This is a genomic window from Limimaricola sp. AA108-03 (genome assembly GCF_050847355.1).
Lineage (GTDB): Bacteria > Pseudomonadota > Alphaproteobacteria > Rhodobacterales > Rhodobacteraceae > Limimaricola.
This window is the reverse complement of sequence record NZ_CP193763.1, coordinates 57,711-73,934: the sequence shown is the minus strand read 5'-3', so window position 1 is coordinate 73,934 and position 16,224 is coordinate 57,711. Positions and strand designations below refer to the sequence as shown.

The following is a 16,224-nucleotide window of genomic DNA, read 5'->3' as shown; positions in this document are numbered from 1 at the left end:
GCGCCCAATTTTGACCCCCTATCGGCATCGAAAACTCACCCCCCTGTCTGTTGCGAATGGAGTAGAATGGCGGTGCGGAAGGGAGCCCGTCCCCCCCCAGGGTCGAGAGCCCGTGTGGGAGCAAGGGTCCCTTCCGCGTCGCGATCAACCTGAACAGTTGCTTGGGACGGCTGACTCCGATCCCGCATGACATGGACAGGAGCTTTTACCATGCCACAGACCGTCATCGGCTGCGACCTTGCCCGCGGCTGGATCGATACGCACGCCCTGCCGACCAAGGTGGTGGTGAGGATCGATAACAATCCGAACAGCATTACCCGCTGGACCGCGTCCTTGCCTGCAAACTCTCTAGTCGTCTTCGAGGCCACCAGCGGCTGCGACACTCTTTTGATCAAGGCACTCTGCGACCGGGGCCTTCGCTTCGCACGGGTCAATCCGCGCCAAGCCCGAGAGTTCGCCCGCGCGACGGGCGTGTTGGCCAAAACGGATCGGGTCGATGCGCGCATACTGGCTGATATGGGGCGCCTCTTGCCTCTCGAGGTTACCGCGCCGCCTCATCCGGATCGGGCCCGACTTTCTGATTTCCTTCGTCGCCGCAGGCAGTTGGTCGAAATGCGGAAAGCCGAAAAGGTGCGTCGCCACAGCGCCGGCCAGCCAGCAATCCTGCGCGAGATCGAGACGATGATCGCGCTGCTCGACCGCCGCATTGTCATCATGGATCGCAAGATTGCGGCTCTGATCGGAGACAGCCCCGAACTTACCGAGCATGCGGAGTTGCTTCGCGCCGTGCCTGGGATTGGACCGACGGTGCTGGCAACGCTTCTCGGCGAACTGCCCGAACTCGGCACGCTCTGTCGGCGTCGGATCGCCTCTCTCGCCGGGCTCGCTCCACATGCCCGCGAGAGCGGCACATGGCGCGGCACACGACGTATATGGGGAGGACGACGCAAAGTCCGCGAGGCTCTCTACATCGCGGCCTTGAGCGCGTCCCGCCGCGTGCCGCTCTTGATTGCCATGCGAGATCGAATGAAGGCTGCCGGCAAAGCCCCCAAAACAGTTCTCATTGCCGTTGCCCGTCAGCTCCTCGTCATCCTCAACGCCATGATCCGAAACAAACAGCCCATTCGCCTCTAAGAAACGACACAGTTGCCCCCGGAGCGCTTAGGAAGCTGGTCCGAGACGGCGTAGCTTCCAAACGGCGCAGCCGGTCGTGCCAGCAATCATCCGGGGCTCATGCTCGAGTTTTGAAGCGCCAGCTCTCATTGCCGGTCTCTACGATGTCGCAGTGATGGGTGAGCCGATCGAGCAGCGCCGTAGTCATCTTGGCGTCTCCGAAGACGCTCGGCCATTCGCCGAAATCAAGGTTCGTGGTCACGAGGATCGAGGTCCGCTCGTAAAGACGGCTGATCAGGTGGAAGAGCAGCTGCCCGCCGGTCTGGGCGAAGGGCAAATAACCGAGTTCATCGAGGATCACGAAGTCCAGGCGACAGAGCAGATCGGTGGTGCGGCCTTGGCGGTCGGCGCGGGCCTCGGCATCGAGTTTGTTCATGAGGTCTACAACGTTGAAGAACCGCCCGCGCTTGCCGCCTCGAATACAGGCCCGGGCGATGCCGACGGCAAGGTGCGATTTGCCGGTTCCAGTCCCGCCGATCAGCACGACGTTGCGCTGCTGCTCGAGGAAACCTCCACCCACCAGGTCGCGGACCAGCGTCTCGTTGACCGGTGTCTCCTCGAAGTCGAATTCGTCGACCTCCTTGGCCAGCGGCAGCTTGGCGATGGTCATCTGGTATTTGATCGAACGCGCCTGCTTCTCGCTGATCTCGGCGCTCAGAAGGTCGCCGACGATCTTCTGGGGCTCGTGTTGCCGCTTCACGGCGGTGGCGATGATCTCATCATAGGCCGCCTTCATTCCGTAGAGCTTGAGCTGGCCCATCATGTCCAGCACCTGCGATCTTTCCATGGTCCGGTCTCCTGAGGCTGTCATAGCGTCTGCAATCGGCGACCGGCTCGCAGGTCAGACGCAGTGCGTCCGGCGTCGCGATGGTCAGGGGCGGCGCGGGCTCGCGGCGGCGGGCGAGGATATTGAGAACGACGGCGGAGGAATGGACCCCTTCTCTCAGCGCCTCGGCGCAGGCCGCCTCCACTGCGTCCAAGCCGTCGGTCAGGACCGCGCTGAGGATCTCGACCATCTGGCGGTCTCCGTTCGGGACGCGGCCGAGCTTGCGCTGCACCCGCCGCATCGCCGCCTGTCAACGCCGACTGAAGTTTCCCCAGAAGTGCCGAAGTAAAATTCCCCAGTTTCCGGGTGCGGTGATCAGCCGTGCAGTTGATCGATCCTCCCATCTTTCGGGGGGCGCCCTCGGCGTTTTGGCTGCGGAGGCGGCGCGATGGTAGCGTGAGCGCGGGTATGTTCGGGCATGAGGTCGGCATGGGCCCGCAAGCGGTAGCTGGCGCCTTCGATCTGGACGACGATCGCATGGTGCAGGAGGCGATCGAGCAGCGCGGTCGCAACGACCGGGTCGCCGAACACTTCGCCCCATTCGGCAAAGCCGCGGTTCGAAGTCAGGATCATAGCGCCCTTCTCGTAGCGGTGGTTTACCAGTTGGAAGAACAGGTTCGCGCCACCAGGGGTGATGGGCAGGTAGCCGATCTCGTCGACGATGAGCAGGCTGTTGCGGCTGAAGAAGCGGAGCTTTTCCGGCAAGCGGCCGTCGCGCTCGGCCCGACTGAGCGCGTCGATGATCTCAGCCAGGCTGGCGCGGTAGACCCGCTTGCCGGCCCTGACGGCCTCGACGCCCAAGGCAGTTGCGAGATGGGATTTTCCGGTGCCCGGAGGGCCGAGCAGATGCACGACTTCCGCCCGCTCGATGAAGTGGAGTTGCGCCAGCGCCAGAATTCGACCGCGATCGAGCGAAGGCTGGAAGGAGAAGTCGAAGCTCTCGAGCGTCTTGATCGGCATCAGTCGCGCGGTCTTCACCGCGACGGTCACTCTGCGCCCTTCACGCGTGACATGCTCCTCCGCCAGCAGGCCGTCGATGGCTTCGATGGCGGTGATCTCGCCGCGCTCGAGCCGGCGGAGGGTATGGTCGAGCGCCTCGAGCGCCCGGGCCATGCGCAAGCCGACAAGGCTGGCACGAATGCGGTCGAGGATTTCGGTCATTTCCGCAGCCCCTCGCCTGAGGCCATCCGCTTGGCGACGGCATCGTAGAAGGCGAGCGGTCGACGCCCCACCTCTGTCACCCGTCCTGGCATGGCAGGCATCAAAAGCTCAGGCGGTCTCGGCGGCACGGGTCTGCGGTGACTGGGATCGGTCCGCCGCTGGTTCTTGCCCTCCAGCACCGGATGCACGGCGATCAGCACGCGATCCTCGAAAATGCGGATCTCGCGCGGATGGTTCTGGACTTCGACCACGCGTTTGCGGGTGGCGTCCGGCACGCTGTAGAGATTGCCGCCCACCGAAACCATGCCCTCGTGGCTCACGCGCCGCTCCACGGTCAAGACGGCGCTGTAGGGGATGACCGGCAACGCGGTCAGATGTGGGTGCTCTTCGGCGAAATGCTCATCGATGATCCGCCGGGTCGTTGCGTGGAGGCGGGAGTTGGCGATGGTCGTGCGCCAGTCCTCGAACTGGGCATTCAGGTCGTCCATGTTGCGGAAGGTCCGGGCGAGGAAGAAGTCCTGCCGCACATAGCGATAGGGACGCTCGACCTTGCCCTTGGTCTTGGCCCGGTAAGGGCGGCACGCTCTTGGCAGCGCGCCGTAATGCGTGAGTAGCGCGACCAGCGAGCTATTGTAGGTAATCACGCCTTCGGCGTCCTCGTCGATCACCGCCGTCTTCATCCGGTCGTAGAGCAGCTCCTGCGGCGCCCCGCCCATGGAGGTGAAGGCATCGATATGACAGCGCATCACCGTTTGCAGGTCCTGCGTGGCGCAGAAGCGTCCCCAGAGCCAGCGGCTGTGGCCAAGCACCATGGTGAACAGCCAGACGATCCGCACCACGCCGGGCTCATCGGCGAACTCGACCCGGAACTGGGCGAAGTCGACCTGACCCTGACGACCGGCCGGGGTTTCGAAGCGGCGTTCGAAGAGCTTTACCCGACCCGGACGCACTTCGCGAAGGTAGTCGGTGACGGCCGTGTAGCCCCCGCCATACCCCATTCCACGGATCTCCCTTAGAAGCCGTCGGCCCGACAGGTCGGGATAGGCAAGGATCCGTTCGTGCAGATAAGGCTCGAACCCCTCAAGGAGCCGCAGCCGTGGTGCGCGCGGACCGTAGACCGGTGCGGTCACGCCGTTCTCCAGGTGCTTGCGCACTGTCTTGCGGTCGAGCCCGACCTTGCGGGCGATGGCAGAGATCGAAAGCCCCTGCCGTTTCAAGTCATGGATCATGACAACTTCCCCAAGTCTGATCACCCGTCGCCTCCATTCCGGTCGGCATGATCAGGTGATGCGATGTGGCCGCTGCCAAGCTGTGGGGGCATGCCCTCCACAGCTTGGCGCTCAAACCCGGAAAGCTGGGGAATTTTCAAACGGCACTTTTGGGGAGAATACGTCCGGCACTAACACCGCCGGCAGTTCCCAGTCCTTGAACGGCGCCCCGTTCCGGAGCGCGCCGGGCTTGCGAGTGAGCACCGGGACGTAATGCAGCGGGTTGTAGATGTCCTGGCCGCGACCGAAGGCGCGGGCATGCTCGCCGACGATCTTGCCGTCCTGCCAGATCTCGATCCGTTCGGCATAGGCGCGGATCTCGACGGCCCGACCGACCGCGCGGGCATCCACCGAGTAGCGGTTGCTGTCGAACCGCACGAGGCAAGTCTTTGACACCGAGGCCGGGACGGCGTGGAAGCCGTCGAACCGGCCAGCATAGGGCACAAGGCTCCGCCGCTCCTCCTCGAAGACTTCCCACGTTGTCCGCTCACGCAACTCGGGATGCGGGTGCCTCTTGGCCCAGGCGACACAGCGGTCCTCGAGCCAAGCGTTAAGCTCGGCGTAGCTCTTGAACCGCGGCCGCGGCACGAAGAACCGCCGGCGAACCACGCCGACCTGGTTCTCGACCTGGCCCTTCTCCCAGCCGGAAGCGGGCGTGCAGGCGACCGGATCAACGAGGTAGTGCCCGCACATCTGCTGGAAGCGGCGATTGTAAGCGCGGTCCCGGCCCACGAAGATCGCATCCACAGCGGTCTTCATGTTGTCGTAAATGCCCCGCGCGCAGGCTCCGCCGAAGAAGGCAAAGGCCTTGTCGTGCGCGTCAAAGACCATCTCCTGCGTCTCGCGGGGATAGGCGCGCACGAACAGCATCCGGCTGTAGCAGAGCCGGACATGCGCCACCTTCACCGTCGTGGTCACCCCGTCGATCAGGACAACCTCATGGCTCCAGTCGAACTGGTAAGCTTCACCAGGATCGAAGCTCAGTGGCACATAGGCGGCAGCCGAGGCTGCGCGCTCGGTCCTTGTCCATGACGAGGCATAGCGCCGGACGGCATCGTAGCCGCCCTCGTATCCAAGCGCCTGAAGCTCCTCGAAGATCCGGATGCGGGTGAGCCGGTCGCGCTTCTGCTTACGGGCGTTCTCCGCCAGCATCCGGTCGAGATCGACCTTCCAAGGCCCGATCTTGGGCTGCGGCTGGACGCCGCGCTCATAGCTGAACTCCGTCACCCCGGACCGGATCACCCTGCGCACCGTGTTCCGCGACAGGCGCAGTTCCCGGCAGATCTGCTTGATAGGCTTTTTGTCTTGGAAATATGCCCGACGGATCTTCGCGATAGTTTCCACGACCAACATCCTGCACCTGCCCCCGGTTGCCCCGGGAGCATCATCGCCACCGATGTAAGGGCAACTGTGTCGTTTCTTAGAGGCGAATGGGCTGTTTGTTTCGGATCATGGCGTTGAGGATGACGAGGAGCTGACGGGCAACGGCAATGAGAACTGTTTTGGGGGCTTTGCCGGCAGCCTTCATTCGATCTCGCATGGCAATCAAGAGCGGCACGCGGCGGGACGCGCTCAAGGCCGCGATGTAGAGAGCCTCGCGGACTTTGCGTCGTCCTCCCCATATACGTCGTGTGCCGCGCCATGTGCCGCTCTCGCGGGCATGTGGAGCGAGCCCGGCGAGAGAGGCGATCCGACGCCGACAGAGCGTGCCGAGTTCGGGCAGTTCGCCGAGAAGCGTTGCCAGCACCGTCGGTCCAATCCCAGGCACGGCGCGAAGCAACTCCGCATGCTCGGTAAGTTCGGGGCTGTCTCCGATCAGAGCCGCAATCTTGCGATCCATGATGACAATGCGGCGGTCGAGCAGCGCGATCATCGTCTCGATCTCGCGCAGGATTGCTGGCTGGCCGGCGCTGTGGCGACGCACCTTTTCGGCTTTCCGCATTTCGACCAACTGCCTGCGGCGACGAAGGAAATCAGAAAGTCGGGCCCGATCCGGATGAGGCGGCGCGGTAACCTCGAGAGGCAAGAGGCGCCCCATATCAGCCAGTATGCGCGCATCGACCCGATCCGTTTTGGCCAACACGCCCGTCGCGCGGGCGAACTCTCGGGCTTGGCGCGGATTGACCCGTGCGAAGCGAAGGCCCCGGTCGCAGAGTGCCTTGATCAAAAGAGTGTCGCAGCCGCTGGTGGCCTCGAAGACGACTAGAGAGTTTGCAGGCAAGGACGCGGTCCAGCGGGTAATGCTGTTCGGATTGTTATCGATCCTCACCACCACCTTGGTCGGCAGGGCGTGCGTATCGATCCAGCCGCGGGCAAGGTCGCAGCCGATGACGGTCTGTGGCATGGTAAAAGCTCCTGTCCATGTCATGCGGGATCGGAGTCAGCCGTCCCAAGCAACTGTTCAGGTTGATCGCGACGCGGAAGGGACCCTTGCTCCCACACGGGCTCTCGACCCTGGGGGGGGACGGGCTCCCTTCCGCACCGCCATTCTACTCCATTCGCAACAGACAGGGGGGGTCATTTTTGGACGCCGATCACCCCGCTACGGGGTCACTTTTCCATGCCGGTTCACAGATAGCCCATTTGGGCGCTTCGGCTCTCGAGCCGACTGACGCCGGATAGATGTTTGCAACGGATCTACGCAGCCAGGGCCATCATCGACTTGCAACGGGAGAGCCGTCCATAGAGATAGTAGGTCTGCTGGGAGATGCCGGCCTTCCGGCAGACCTCCTCGACGCTGAGCCCGTCATCCGCCTGCTTCAAGATGAAGGCGATCTGCTGTTCGCTGAACCGAGATGTCCGCATCAGTCTTCCTCGCGTTGCCTGCCCGGCAGTTTACGAGACTTTTCCCAGATCCGGCGGTCCAGTTTCCCGGAAGCAGGTCACACGTGTCTTAGATCAGAGAGCCCCAGTCAGGCAGGCGGTCTCAATCGGCGGTTACAGTTTTTCTATGTTGCGACGCTGATAGTCAGGTGCAAGGGTGCGGGCGACAGGCATGATCGCCAAACGGCAGAAGAAGGACGGTAGATGAGAATTCGATCCGTATCGGTCCTAATGGCCGGTTTCGTACTCGGTGCATGTTCGGCAGTAGTGAATGACAGTTCTGATAGTCGACAGGACCAAGAGCTATCTGAAGCCGTAGCGGCCTTGGCGGCACCCGACCAAAACCTCGCATCGGCGCGGCTGCGGTCGAGTGACGGCTGCTACTGGTATCGCCATTCCGGCCCCGTCGAAACGACAGAATTGCCGCTTCGGACAGTCGATGGCCAGCACATTTGTGTGCAAACTACCACTTAGATGCTGACAAGGAAGCTGACGGCCATCTTCTGAAGACTACTGCAGGGTCGGGGCCGGAAATACCAATGCCATATTCCGCACGTCCCTCAACTTTGGGCAGTAACGCTTTCTTTGGCGGAATAGAGGAAGGCCGTCGAATTGATCTCGACTTCTGGATAAAGCTGGTTGATGTGCGCCATCACCATGCGCACACAGCCCGAACTAGCCCGTGAACCAATGGACCGCGGTGAGGGTGTACCGTGGATCCGTAGGTAAGTGTCCCGATCCCCCACATAAAGGTAGAGGGCGCGTGACCCCAAAGCATTGTTCGGTCCTGGTTCCATCCCTTCCGAGTACTGCGCATAGGTTTCGGGATCACGCTCAATCATGGACTGTGTCGGCGTCCAGTGAGGCCACTTGACCTTGCGCTTGATTGTATAAGTACCAGGCTCGTATAGGCCACCCCGTCCAATGGCTACGCCGTACCTCATGGCTGTTCCACCCTGTTCGATATGATAAAGATACCGCGCCACGGCATCGACATGAATGTCACCTGGCGTAAGGTCGGCATTGGCAACGACCCGCTGCGGCAGAAAACGCGAATGCAAGCCCCACGGATTGGAAGTCGCCGGATCGAAGTTTGGTGGTGTCACCTGTGCATCCCAAGCGGCCTTCTCGGCCTCTGTTGGCCATGTGTTTGCGAGAAGGGGGCTCGCTATAGGAGCAGAGAACAACATGGCCGTCGTCGAAATGAAGTGGCGTCTCGTAAGCATACTTTCTCCTGATCCAGGAAGGAGCCTAATGCCGAAGAAAAGCCGGCAGGTTACTACCCTCACATAGGACCTCTACCAACTTTAGCTTCAAGGTATTGCTGGGAAAATTCTTGATGAATTCGACGAGCATGTGGCTGCTCACGGTATGGAGGGGCGAGCCGTCCCGGGTTTGTCGGAGGCTCCAGCTGACCTGATGCTGTGGGCGGCCTCTGCACCACCGCAGCGTGCGATAATTTTGCCGATGAGCCAACTATAAGGAGCGCTTTCCTTACCCTTAACCGGAGCTACAACTCAGAGAGTGTTCTGAGCTGCCCGGATATAAATCATTGGATCTACAGCCTCGCCTTTCACCCGGATCTCATAGTGGAGATGGGGGCCGGTTGAGCGTCCAGAGCTTCCCATATCGCCAATTTGCTCTCCACGTGAGACTTTTTGTCCGACCTTGACGCGGATCTTATTCAGATGGGGATAACGTGTTTCGATTCCGAACTCGTGCTGAACCTTAATGATGCGGCCATAGCCACTCTGCCAACCGGCATATGTAACCACGCCGTCTGCAGTTGAGTAGATCGGTGTGCCGACAGGCCCAGCCATATCAAGGCCCTTGTGCATTCGACCCCAGCGCGGGCCAAAACCTGAAGTGTAGCGGAATGAAGCTTGCACAGGCATAGCGAAGGGAATGCGCTCGACAGCGAGCCGGTAGTGGTTGATGCGGTCGAGCTGGTCTAGAATTCGGTTCGCTCGCAGTGTTTCGTCTGCAAGATCTGCCGCTCCCATTGTTGACATCTGGATCTGCGTCAAGGACGCGCTTTTCTGGGAATGGTCCTGATGCACGTCGCGCATCAGCTGTTCGGGTTCGAGGTCTGCCGCGCGAAACATGTCATCGAGCGGCTCGACAGGCACCGTCAACGCATCCTCAAGCTGTCCGAGGATTTCGTTGTTCCGCTCTTTCATGAGACGCAGTTCTAGATCGAACTTTTCGGTAACCACGCTAGCGTCTATGGCCTCCGTTGCTATCTGGTCGCGTTCGGCAGCCGTTTCGGCGAGTGCATTCGCCAAGAGGTCAATGGCACCGATCGACGCATCGGAAGCCTGCACCACATCGCCGGCTTCGCTAGCCTGCAAAGTGGCCAGCCGCTCCTCAGCTTCCTTTCGGTCGGACATGGTTTTCCGCAAGGTTGCTTGCAGAGCTCTAAGCCCTGTGTCGAGTTCGCGGTGGCGTTCCGTAGAAGTCAGAAGTTCGCTCTGTAGTGCCGAGATCTGCTCAAGGGCGGCGACGAAGCGTTCTTGGGCCGCTACGGCTTCTTTTCGACGTAGGTCACGCTCATCGGACAATGCATTGAGACGGCCCTCATAGATATTCAAGTCACGTGCAGCTTGGTCTCGGTAGCTCCCGGCTCCGATCGAGTCGATGAGTAAGATCGCCGTCACGAGAATTGCCCAAGAAACGAACATCCCTCCTGCAGTCCAAGCCAGCAGTTGAGCCCTGACCCCCAGACGAACAAAGCGGGTATGGTTCTCTGACTTGATAAAGAGCCGCCGCTCCGGCACGCGACGTTCAAAAGCCGCATATACACGCTTCATCGGTTGCGACGTCAATGGCTCGCCCCAGCTTGCTGCGACCATGGATGGCCGTATCTCCGCGAGACTGAGTATCGGCGCCGCCAAGAAATCGCAACGAATTTGACAGCTGCCTTTGGCAGACCACTGCTGGTTTAGCCCCCATCGGCGTTATCTTGCCAGAAACCGTCCGTATGATCTCTTTGCGGAAAAGGGCTCATCCGATCTCGCGCCCTACAATATGCCATGCGAGTCAGACTGATCGGACTCGGCGGGACCCGGGTCGAGACTACAGACGAGGATCTCGGGCGCTTGGCGGCCTGATCCGGCCGCCCCGCTTTGATCTGAACACCACTGCGTTTGCCCAAAATGGGGATCGAGCACCATCTCTTTCTGGAGTGTTGTTGCCGCCAGCCCATCATTCCCACGGCGGAAGTCCACGAGCCGCATGGGGATCACGATCGGCAGGCGCTGATCCGGCAGGATTTCGACCGAGCCTCGCGCAGCGCCGCGGCAATCTCGGCGATTCGCGCCGTCGGCGTGGAAGGCATACCCGGATCACCACGCCCCATGGGTCTCGATCTCGATCCACTTAAAGGGCGCCGCCTCTGGTTCGGGGTGGGCCAAAGGGGGAGGCTTCACCCTCAAGCTCGCCCAGCATGATGCCCGCGAAAAGTTGGAGAATTGGCGCAGAGACTACAACGAGGTTCGGCCCCACAGCGCGATCGGATATAACGTCCCGATCTACATCCATAATCCCGGTGGCGCCACCAGCCTGTCACCGGAATGAAGGCCGAAAACTTCAGAACCCGGCGGTTCAAGGTTGGGTCCCAGAGCACAAACCCGCAAACTCTCGTAATGACCGAGGGACCGGCGGGGAGCAGCTCATCTTGCATATGGTCTCTCCCCCATTCTTGAGGCTCGGCACCAGCCAATCTGGCGCAACCCTCGAACGGAGAATGCCGTGGGAGAGGCCACTGACCCAGTCAGCTCACTGCCCGATCATGGGGTCTAAAGCCTTTTAGCGGCGTCGCTTTGCCCGATTCTTAGGCGTATATGTCGATGGGCGTCCCGATCCGCACCATGGCGTAGATTTCTTCGATTTGACGGTCCGACACCGCGATGCAGCCTGCCGTCCAGTCGCGCTTGTTCATGGGATCGATCCCGCGCCTTGGGCCGCCGTGAACAAAGATATCCCCTCCGGGAGATCGACCCTGCGCCTCCGCGAAAGCAATGTCTGCCTCATTCGGATAGGAAATGCCGATGGAGAGATGAAAGAGGCTGTTGGGGTTGCGCCGGTCAATTGTGTAGGAACCTTCAGGAGTGCGACCGTCTCCCTCGAATTGCTTGTGGCCTTCGGGCGCGAAGCCGAGACCGATGGGGTAACTTCGCACTATACCATCAGCACCGTCCAGGATCAGAAAGCGTTGCGCCTTGTACATCCGCAGCCGGATGACTTCGGCTCCATTGTCAGATCTGAATTTGCTGGCACAGCCCGACAGAACGGCGGTCAATCCGCCCGATAGAAAGGCTCGCCGCAGAATTCTGGTATTCATCACTACTCGACGCCTCATTTGCGAGGTCTGGTTCGGTTGGAACGCTACTCTACCAAAAACGCCGGATCAATGACCATGCGCCAGTGCACCTTTCGCCATCTGGTCGCCCACTCGTTCACCGCCCGATGGGCTTTCCTTGATCCGGTGGCCATTCAGAAGCCGCAGCGCATTGGCCACCACTAGCAGGGATACGCCCACATCGGCGGCGATCGCACCCCACATCGAGGCCATGCCAAATGCTGTCAATCCGACAAACAGGGCCTTGGCTGCCAGTGAGATGCCAATGTTCTGATGAATGATCGTCATGGTCCGACGCGAATGACCTATAAGCCATGGCACGCGATCGATATCGTCGGTCATCAGCGCGATGTCAGCCGTCTCGATGGCCGCATCCGATCCGACGGCACCCATCGCGATGGCATAATGTGCCCTTGCCATGGCCGGCGCATCGTTCACGCCATCGCCGATCATCGCCACCATGTCATGGTCTGCGACCAGTTCCTCGATAATCCTCACCTTGTCCTCTGGCAGCAGTTCGGCACGCACCTTGTCGATGCCGACCTCGGCAGCTACCGCGCGGGCGGTGCGTTCATTGTCCCCGGTCAGCATGACGATTGTCTTCACGCCCCTCGCGTGCAGTTCCGCCACGATGCGCTTGGCATCAGGTCTGATGCGGTCGCGCAATTCCAGAATGCCGGTCACGCCTGTTTCGTCCCCTATAGCAACGAGCGTGCTACCAGCCCCTTCGATCCGATCACGGAGATCTGCCGGAATGCAATTGCTGAATCCTTTCTCGCCGGCGAACCGGTCCGAGCCAAGCCAGATGGAGTGCCCGTCGGCGCGCCCTTCCAATCCTCGCCCCGGCACCGTTCGTGTCTGGTCCGCTGCCGACACGTCGATACCCTCGGATTCGGCGCGCGCAAGGATGGCACGGGCCAACGGGTGCGACGAACGCGCCTCCAGTGCCGCCGCTCGCTTCATCAGGTCATGCGCCGAGGCATCGCCCAAGGGGTAGACTGCTGCCACTTCGGGCTCGCCCATGGTGATCGTTCCGGTCTTGTCCATCGCGAGCGCCGTGGTGCGGCCCGGCGCTTCGACATAGGCGCCGCCCTTGATGAGCACCCCCGCTCGTGCCGCAGCGGTAAGCGCCGCCACGATGGAAACCGGCGTAGAAATGACCAGCGCGCAGGGACAGGCGATGACCAGAAGCACCAGCGCATTGTAGAACCAGTAGTCCCAGCCCCCCCCCAGGAGGATCGGTGGCAACAGCGCAATGGCGATCGCCAGCATCATGATAATGGGGGTGTAGATGCGTGCAAACTTTGCAACCCACTGTTCGACCGGCGCGCGGCGCGCGTGGGCATCGCCGACCATGCGGATGATTTTCGCCAGCACAGTGTCCGAGGCGGCCTTCGTCGCGCGAATGGTTAGCGTACCCTCACCGTTGATCGTGCCGGCATAAACCTCGTCGCCGCGCTCCTTGGGCACCAATGCGCTTTCCCCGGTGATCGGCGCCTGATCGACGGCCCCTGCCCCGTCCACGACTTCACCATCGAGGGGAATACGGTCGCCGCCGCGCACGATGAAGCGGTCGTTCACGGCGACCTCTGCCGCTGGAACATCCGTCTCGATGCCGTCCGGTCGGATCACCCGCGCCGAGGGCGGTGCTAGATCCAGCAGGGCCGACACCGCGTTGCGCGCGCGTCCGACGCTCCAGCTTTCGAGATAAAGAGAGAGAGAGAAGAAAAACGCGACCGTAGCAGCCTCAAAGAACTCACCGAGCCCGATGGCGCCGACCACGGCAACTACCATCAGCAAGTTCATGTCAGGAGAAAACCGTCGCGCAGAAGACCAAGCCTTGGGCGCAACCAGCCAGACCCCAAAGAGGATCGCAACAGCAAACAGCCCCGCTTCCACCAATGGCATCGTCATTTCACCATGCCCTGCGAACAGCCCAAGCGCGCCACCCATTCCGGTCTCAACGATGTGATAGAGAAAACCCGCCGCCCAACAGCTGCCACTCAGTGCGGTGAAGCGCTTCTGACGTACCAGATGCGCCGCCTGGTCCTTCGCTGCGTTGTCTGCATCCCACGGCTTGGCGCTCATCCCCGTGCTTGTGACGAGCTGCGCAACTTCGTCGTCCGAAATTCTGTCAGCGGTGTCGAGGATCGTCATTCGTCCGTTTATGACATCGAACGCCAGATGCTCAGTCCCGCCGACCTTCGGACCAACAACCCTGTTCAGGATCGCCACCTCTTCTGCACAGTCCAGACCAGAGACCTGGAAACTTCGTCCGTTCGAGGGAATGGGATGTGCCGATCCCGTGTTGGTGCGAACACCGCAACACGCACTACCCTCTCGATGAGAATGTTCATGTTCGCTTGAGTCGTCGTGGGCGCGATCATGGCGGTGGTCATCAGAAGACATGGATTGACCTCGGGATTCGTTCATTCCACATCAGAATAGCCCCTACAGCAACTAGAGCTTCAAGGGGTAAAACAGTATTTTCGCTCAGCAGGGAAACCGACCGGCGGCAACTTCAAACGCGCCGCTATCGTCAGATAATGGGGTTCACCTGCCAAAAGGGTGAAATGGATATGCTTCAACGGCCCGCGGTGATCATGGTAACAACACTGGCCCTTGCAGGTTGTGCTGCGCCTACGATGGAAGACAATGCTTAGTCCAAGATCGGCAGTGTTCCAGAAGCTGTCGCTGTCCTCGCCGCGCCTGACCAGAACCGCATCACGGCGCGCCTTCTTCCTGAAGATACTTGCTATTGGTATGAGCATAGTGGGCCGGAGAGAACGACCTTGGAGCCGTTGCGATCGACAAGCGGCAACCCCATCTGTGTCGCGCGCCAATCCTGATTGGCCCATCGGCATTTCCTATCCCAATGAGGCCGACATCGCGTTTGCGGAAGCGCTTGGCCGACCTCCCGGAAAGGACATTTTCATCCATGGCGGCCCGAGACCCGGGGTCGACCCCATGGATGTCCGCGATTGGACGGCAGGCTGCATCTCGGTGTCGGACCGTCAGATCGAAGAGATCTACGCCATGGTGCGGAATGGGACGCCCATCGATATCTACGCCTGACGATCAGGCAAAGCGACGGCGCAGCGCGACGTTGATGGCCTCGATGGCAACGACCATGACGATGACTGCGAGCGTCACACTGGCAGCCTTGTCGTATTGAAAAGACCGCACGTAGGTCTGGATGTAGAAGCCGATCCCGCCTGCACCGACGATGCCGAGGATCAGCGACTCGCGCAGGTTGAGCTCGAACCGGAAAATCGTGTCACGAGCAATAACCGGCGCCATTTGGGGCCAGATCGCGTGCCGAAGACGCGCCAGCGGTCCAGCGCCCGCGCTTTCGAGCGCCGCGATGGGCGCACGGGAAACACCGTCAATCGCTTCGGCATAGAACTTGGCGAGCATTCCGGTCGCATGAAAGGCAACGGCGATGATGCCGGGCAGCGGGCCGAGGCCGACGGCACCAACCATGAGCATCGCCACAAGAATCAGAGGTATCGCCCTGATGAAGGCGAGAAGTGTTCGAACCGTTCGATAGAGCGGCGGAGACACCATCGTTTCGGACGCAAGAATACCGAGCGGGGCCGACAGGACCACCGCTCCCAGAGAGCCAAGGATCGCGATCCTGAGCGTTTCGGCGCCGCCCTTCATGATCTCCCTCATCACGGTCGGATCAGGGGGAAACATCCGGCCGAGAAATTCTGCGATCCGGGGCCCGGCCGACAGGAGACGCGAGAACTCGACGTCGGTCGTCATGAAAGACCACAGAATTGCACCGGCGACCAATGTGCTGGCCGCGAAACCGCCGAACCCGCGAAACCGCATCAGGACACCGCTCGCAGACCGACACCGGGCATCCGCTCTGTGTCCCGGTATAGGTTCGCAGTCGCCTCCTCGCTCAGGTCGGAGGTCGGGACATCGAAGACGATCCGCCCACCGCTTATACCTACGATGCGTTGCGCGAAACGCCGCGCCAGATCGGGCTGATGCGACGAGAACATCGCCGTTGCGCCGCGCGCTCGTGCCGCGCCTGTCAGCAGCGTCAGAATCTCGGCTGCCCGGGCGGGGTCGAGACTGCTTACCGGCTCGTCTGCAAGGATCAGTCGCGGCTCCTGCGCCAGACAGCGTGCGATGGCAACGCGCTGCCGCTGTCCGCCGCTGAGACTGTCGACTCTGCGCTCGGCGAGATCGGCGATGCCGCAGTCGGCGAGCGCGGCAAGCGCAGTTTCCAGATCATGCGAAGTCGGCGATCCCATCAAGGCGCGCAAAGGCGACATGCGCCCCAAGCGGCCATTGAGAACGTTGCGTAGGACCGTGGACCGTTCGACCAGGGCGAATTCCTGGAACACGAAGCCTGTGTCAGGGCGTCGCGCGCGCAGAGGCGGTCGATCGGGATCGAGCGACGCTCCCAAGACCGAAGTTCGCCCTTGCCAGCCCCGGAGCCTACCGTCGAGCAGTGCCAGGAGCGTCGTCTTGCCCGCACCAGAGGGACCGAGCAGAGCGATGCTTTCCCCCGGGGGAACGAGCAGAGAAATCCTTTCCAGAGCCGGAAGATCCGAACCCGGATGGGCAAAGCTCAGGTCGTCGATCTGCACGGCCGG

General features: G+C 61.4%; 13 protein-coding genes and 3 pseudogenes. 3 read left to right on the top strand and 13 right to left on the bottom strand.

Annotated features, from left to right (window positions below; genetic code table 11):
- Nucleotides 1-210 precede the first annotated feature (210 nt).
- Complete coding sequence (locus ACRAQ3_RS21530; RefSeq protein ID WP_162620613.1) at nt 211-1,134, top strand: transposase; 924 nt, start codon at nt 211-213, stop codon at nt 1,132-1,134.
- 97 nt (nt 1,135-1,231) lie between these two features.
- Here the strand turns inward: ACRAQ3_RS21530 and istB (ACRAQ3_RS21525) are convergent, their stop codons facing one another.
- The 9 genes and pseudogenes from istB (ACRAQ3_RS21525) to ACRAQ3_RS21485 form a co-directional block, all read right to left on the bottom strand.
- Nucleotides 1,232-1,960, bottom strand: a complete 729-nt coding sequence (istB, locus tag ACRAQ3_RS21525; protein ID WP_099278670.1) for an IS21-like element helper ATPase IstB — start codon at nt 1,958-1,960, stop codon at nt 1,232-1,234.
- Nucleotides 1,893-2,243: pseudogene (locus ACRAQ3_RS21520) on the bottom strand (IS21 family transposase); the annotation flags it as partial. The gene istB (ACRAQ3_RS21525) and the pseudogene ACRAQ3_RS21520, both read right to left, overlap by 68 nt.
- 71 nt (nt 2,244-2,314) lie before the next feature.
- Complete coding sequence (gene istB / locus ACRAQ3_RS21515; RefSeq protein WP_432256326.1) at nt 2,315-3,160, bottom strand: IS21-like element helper ATPase IstB; 846 nt, start codon at nt 3,158-3,160, stop codon at nt 2,315-2,317.
- The gene (gene istA / locus ACRAQ3_RS21510; protein WP_432256327.1) at nt 3,157-4,413 is read right to left on the bottom strand and encodes an IS21 family transposase; all 1,257 of its coding nucleotides are present in this window, start codon (nt 4,411-4,413) and stop codon (nt 3,157-3,159) included. Before istA (ACRAQ3_RS21510) ends, istB (ACRAQ3_RS21515) begins: the two co-directional genes overlap by 4 nt.
- A 156-nt stretch (nt 4,414-4,569) precedes the next feature.
- Nucleotides 4,570-5,781: pseudogene (gene istA / locus ACRAQ3_RS21505) on the bottom strand (IS21 family transposase); the annotation flags it as partial.
- 67 nt (nt 5,782-5,848) lie between these two features.
- Nucleotides 5,849-6,772, bottom strand: a complete 924-nt coding sequence (locus tag ACRAQ3_RS21500) for a transposase (protein ID WP_162620613.1) — start codon at nt 6,770-6,772, stop codon at nt 5,849-5,851.
- Nucleotides 6,773-7,065: 293 nt separating this feature from the next.
- Nucleotides 7,066-7,233, bottom strand: coding sequence for a transposase (locus tag ACRAQ3_RS21495; protein ID WP_269398776.1), 168 nt, complete (start codon nt 7,231-7,233; stop codon nt 7,066-7,068).
- 578 nt (nt 7,234-7,811) lie between these two features.
- Nucleotides 7,812-8,477 carry a L,D-transpeptidase gene (locus tag ACRAQ3_RS21490; protein WP_099278729.1) on the bottom strand — a complete coding sequence of 222 codons (666 nt, stop codon included), beginning with the start codon at nt 8,475-8,477 and terminating at the stop codon, nt 7,812-7,814.
- 291 nt (nt 8,478-8,768) lie between these two features.
- Nucleotides 8,769-10,103, bottom strand: coding sequence for a DUF5930 domain-containing protein (locus ACRAQ3_RS21485; protein ID WP_254050204.1), 1,335 nt, complete (start codon nt 10,101-10,103; stop codon nt 8,769-8,771).
- Between the two features lie 595 nt (nt 10,104-10,698).
- On the opposite strand from ACRAQ3_RS21485, the pseudogene ACRAQ3_RS21480 reads away from it, so the two are divergent.
- A pseudogene (locus ACRAQ3_RS21480) lies at nt 10,699-10,827 on the top strand (integrase core domain-containing protein); the annotation flags it as partial.
- A 256-nt stretch (nt 10,828-11,083) separates the two neighbouring features.
- On the opposite strand, the gene ACRAQ3_RS21475 reads toward ACRAQ3_RS21480, so the two are convergent.
- Both ACRAQ3_RS21475 and ACRAQ3_RS21470 read right to left on the bottom strand, forming a co-directional pair.
- On the bottom strand, nt 11,084-11,593 hold the full coding sequence (locus ACRAQ3_RS21475) for a L,D-transpeptidase family protein (protein ID WP_099278731.1): 510 nt from the start codon (nt 11,591-11,593) through the stop codon (nt 11,084-11,086).
- 66 nt (nt 11,594-11,659) lie between these two features.
- Nucleotides 11,660-14,020 (bottom strand): heavy metal translocating P-type ATPase, encoded by a 2,361-nt coding sequence (locus ACRAQ3_RS21470; protein ID WP_173812391.1) that lies wholly within the window; start codon nt 14,018-14,020, stop codon nt 11,660-11,662.
- A gap of 267 nt (nt 14,021-14,287) precedes the next feature.
- Here ACRAQ3_RS21470 and ACRAQ3_RS21465 point away from each other — a divergent pair, with 267 nt between their 5' ends.
- Entirely contained in the window at nt 14,288-14,686 is a 399-nt protein-coding gene (locus ACRAQ3_RS21465; RefSeq protein ID WP_269398775.1) for a L,D-transpeptidase family protein, read from the top strand.
- 3 nt (nt 14,687-14,689) lie between these two features.
- Here the strand turns inward: ACRAQ3_RS21465 and phnE are convergent, their stop codons facing one another.
- Nucleotides 14,690-15,448: a phosphonate ABC transporter, permease protein PhnE gene (phnE, locus tag ACRAQ3_RS21460; RefSeq protein ID WP_256500271.1), complete on the bottom strand. Its 759-nt coding sequence runs from the start codon at nt 15,446-15,448 to the stop codon at nt 14,690-14,692.
- Nucleotides 15,448-16,218, bottom strand: a complete 771-nt coding sequence (locus ACRAQ3_RS21455) for a phosphonate ABC transporter ATP-binding protein (RefSeq protein ID WP_269398774.1) — start codon at nt 16,216-16,218, stop codon at nt 15,448-15,450. The genes phnE and ACRAQ3_RS21455 overlap by 1 nt, the downstream gene beginning before the upstream one ends.
- Between the last annotated feature and the right edge of the window lie 6 nt (nt 16,219-16,224).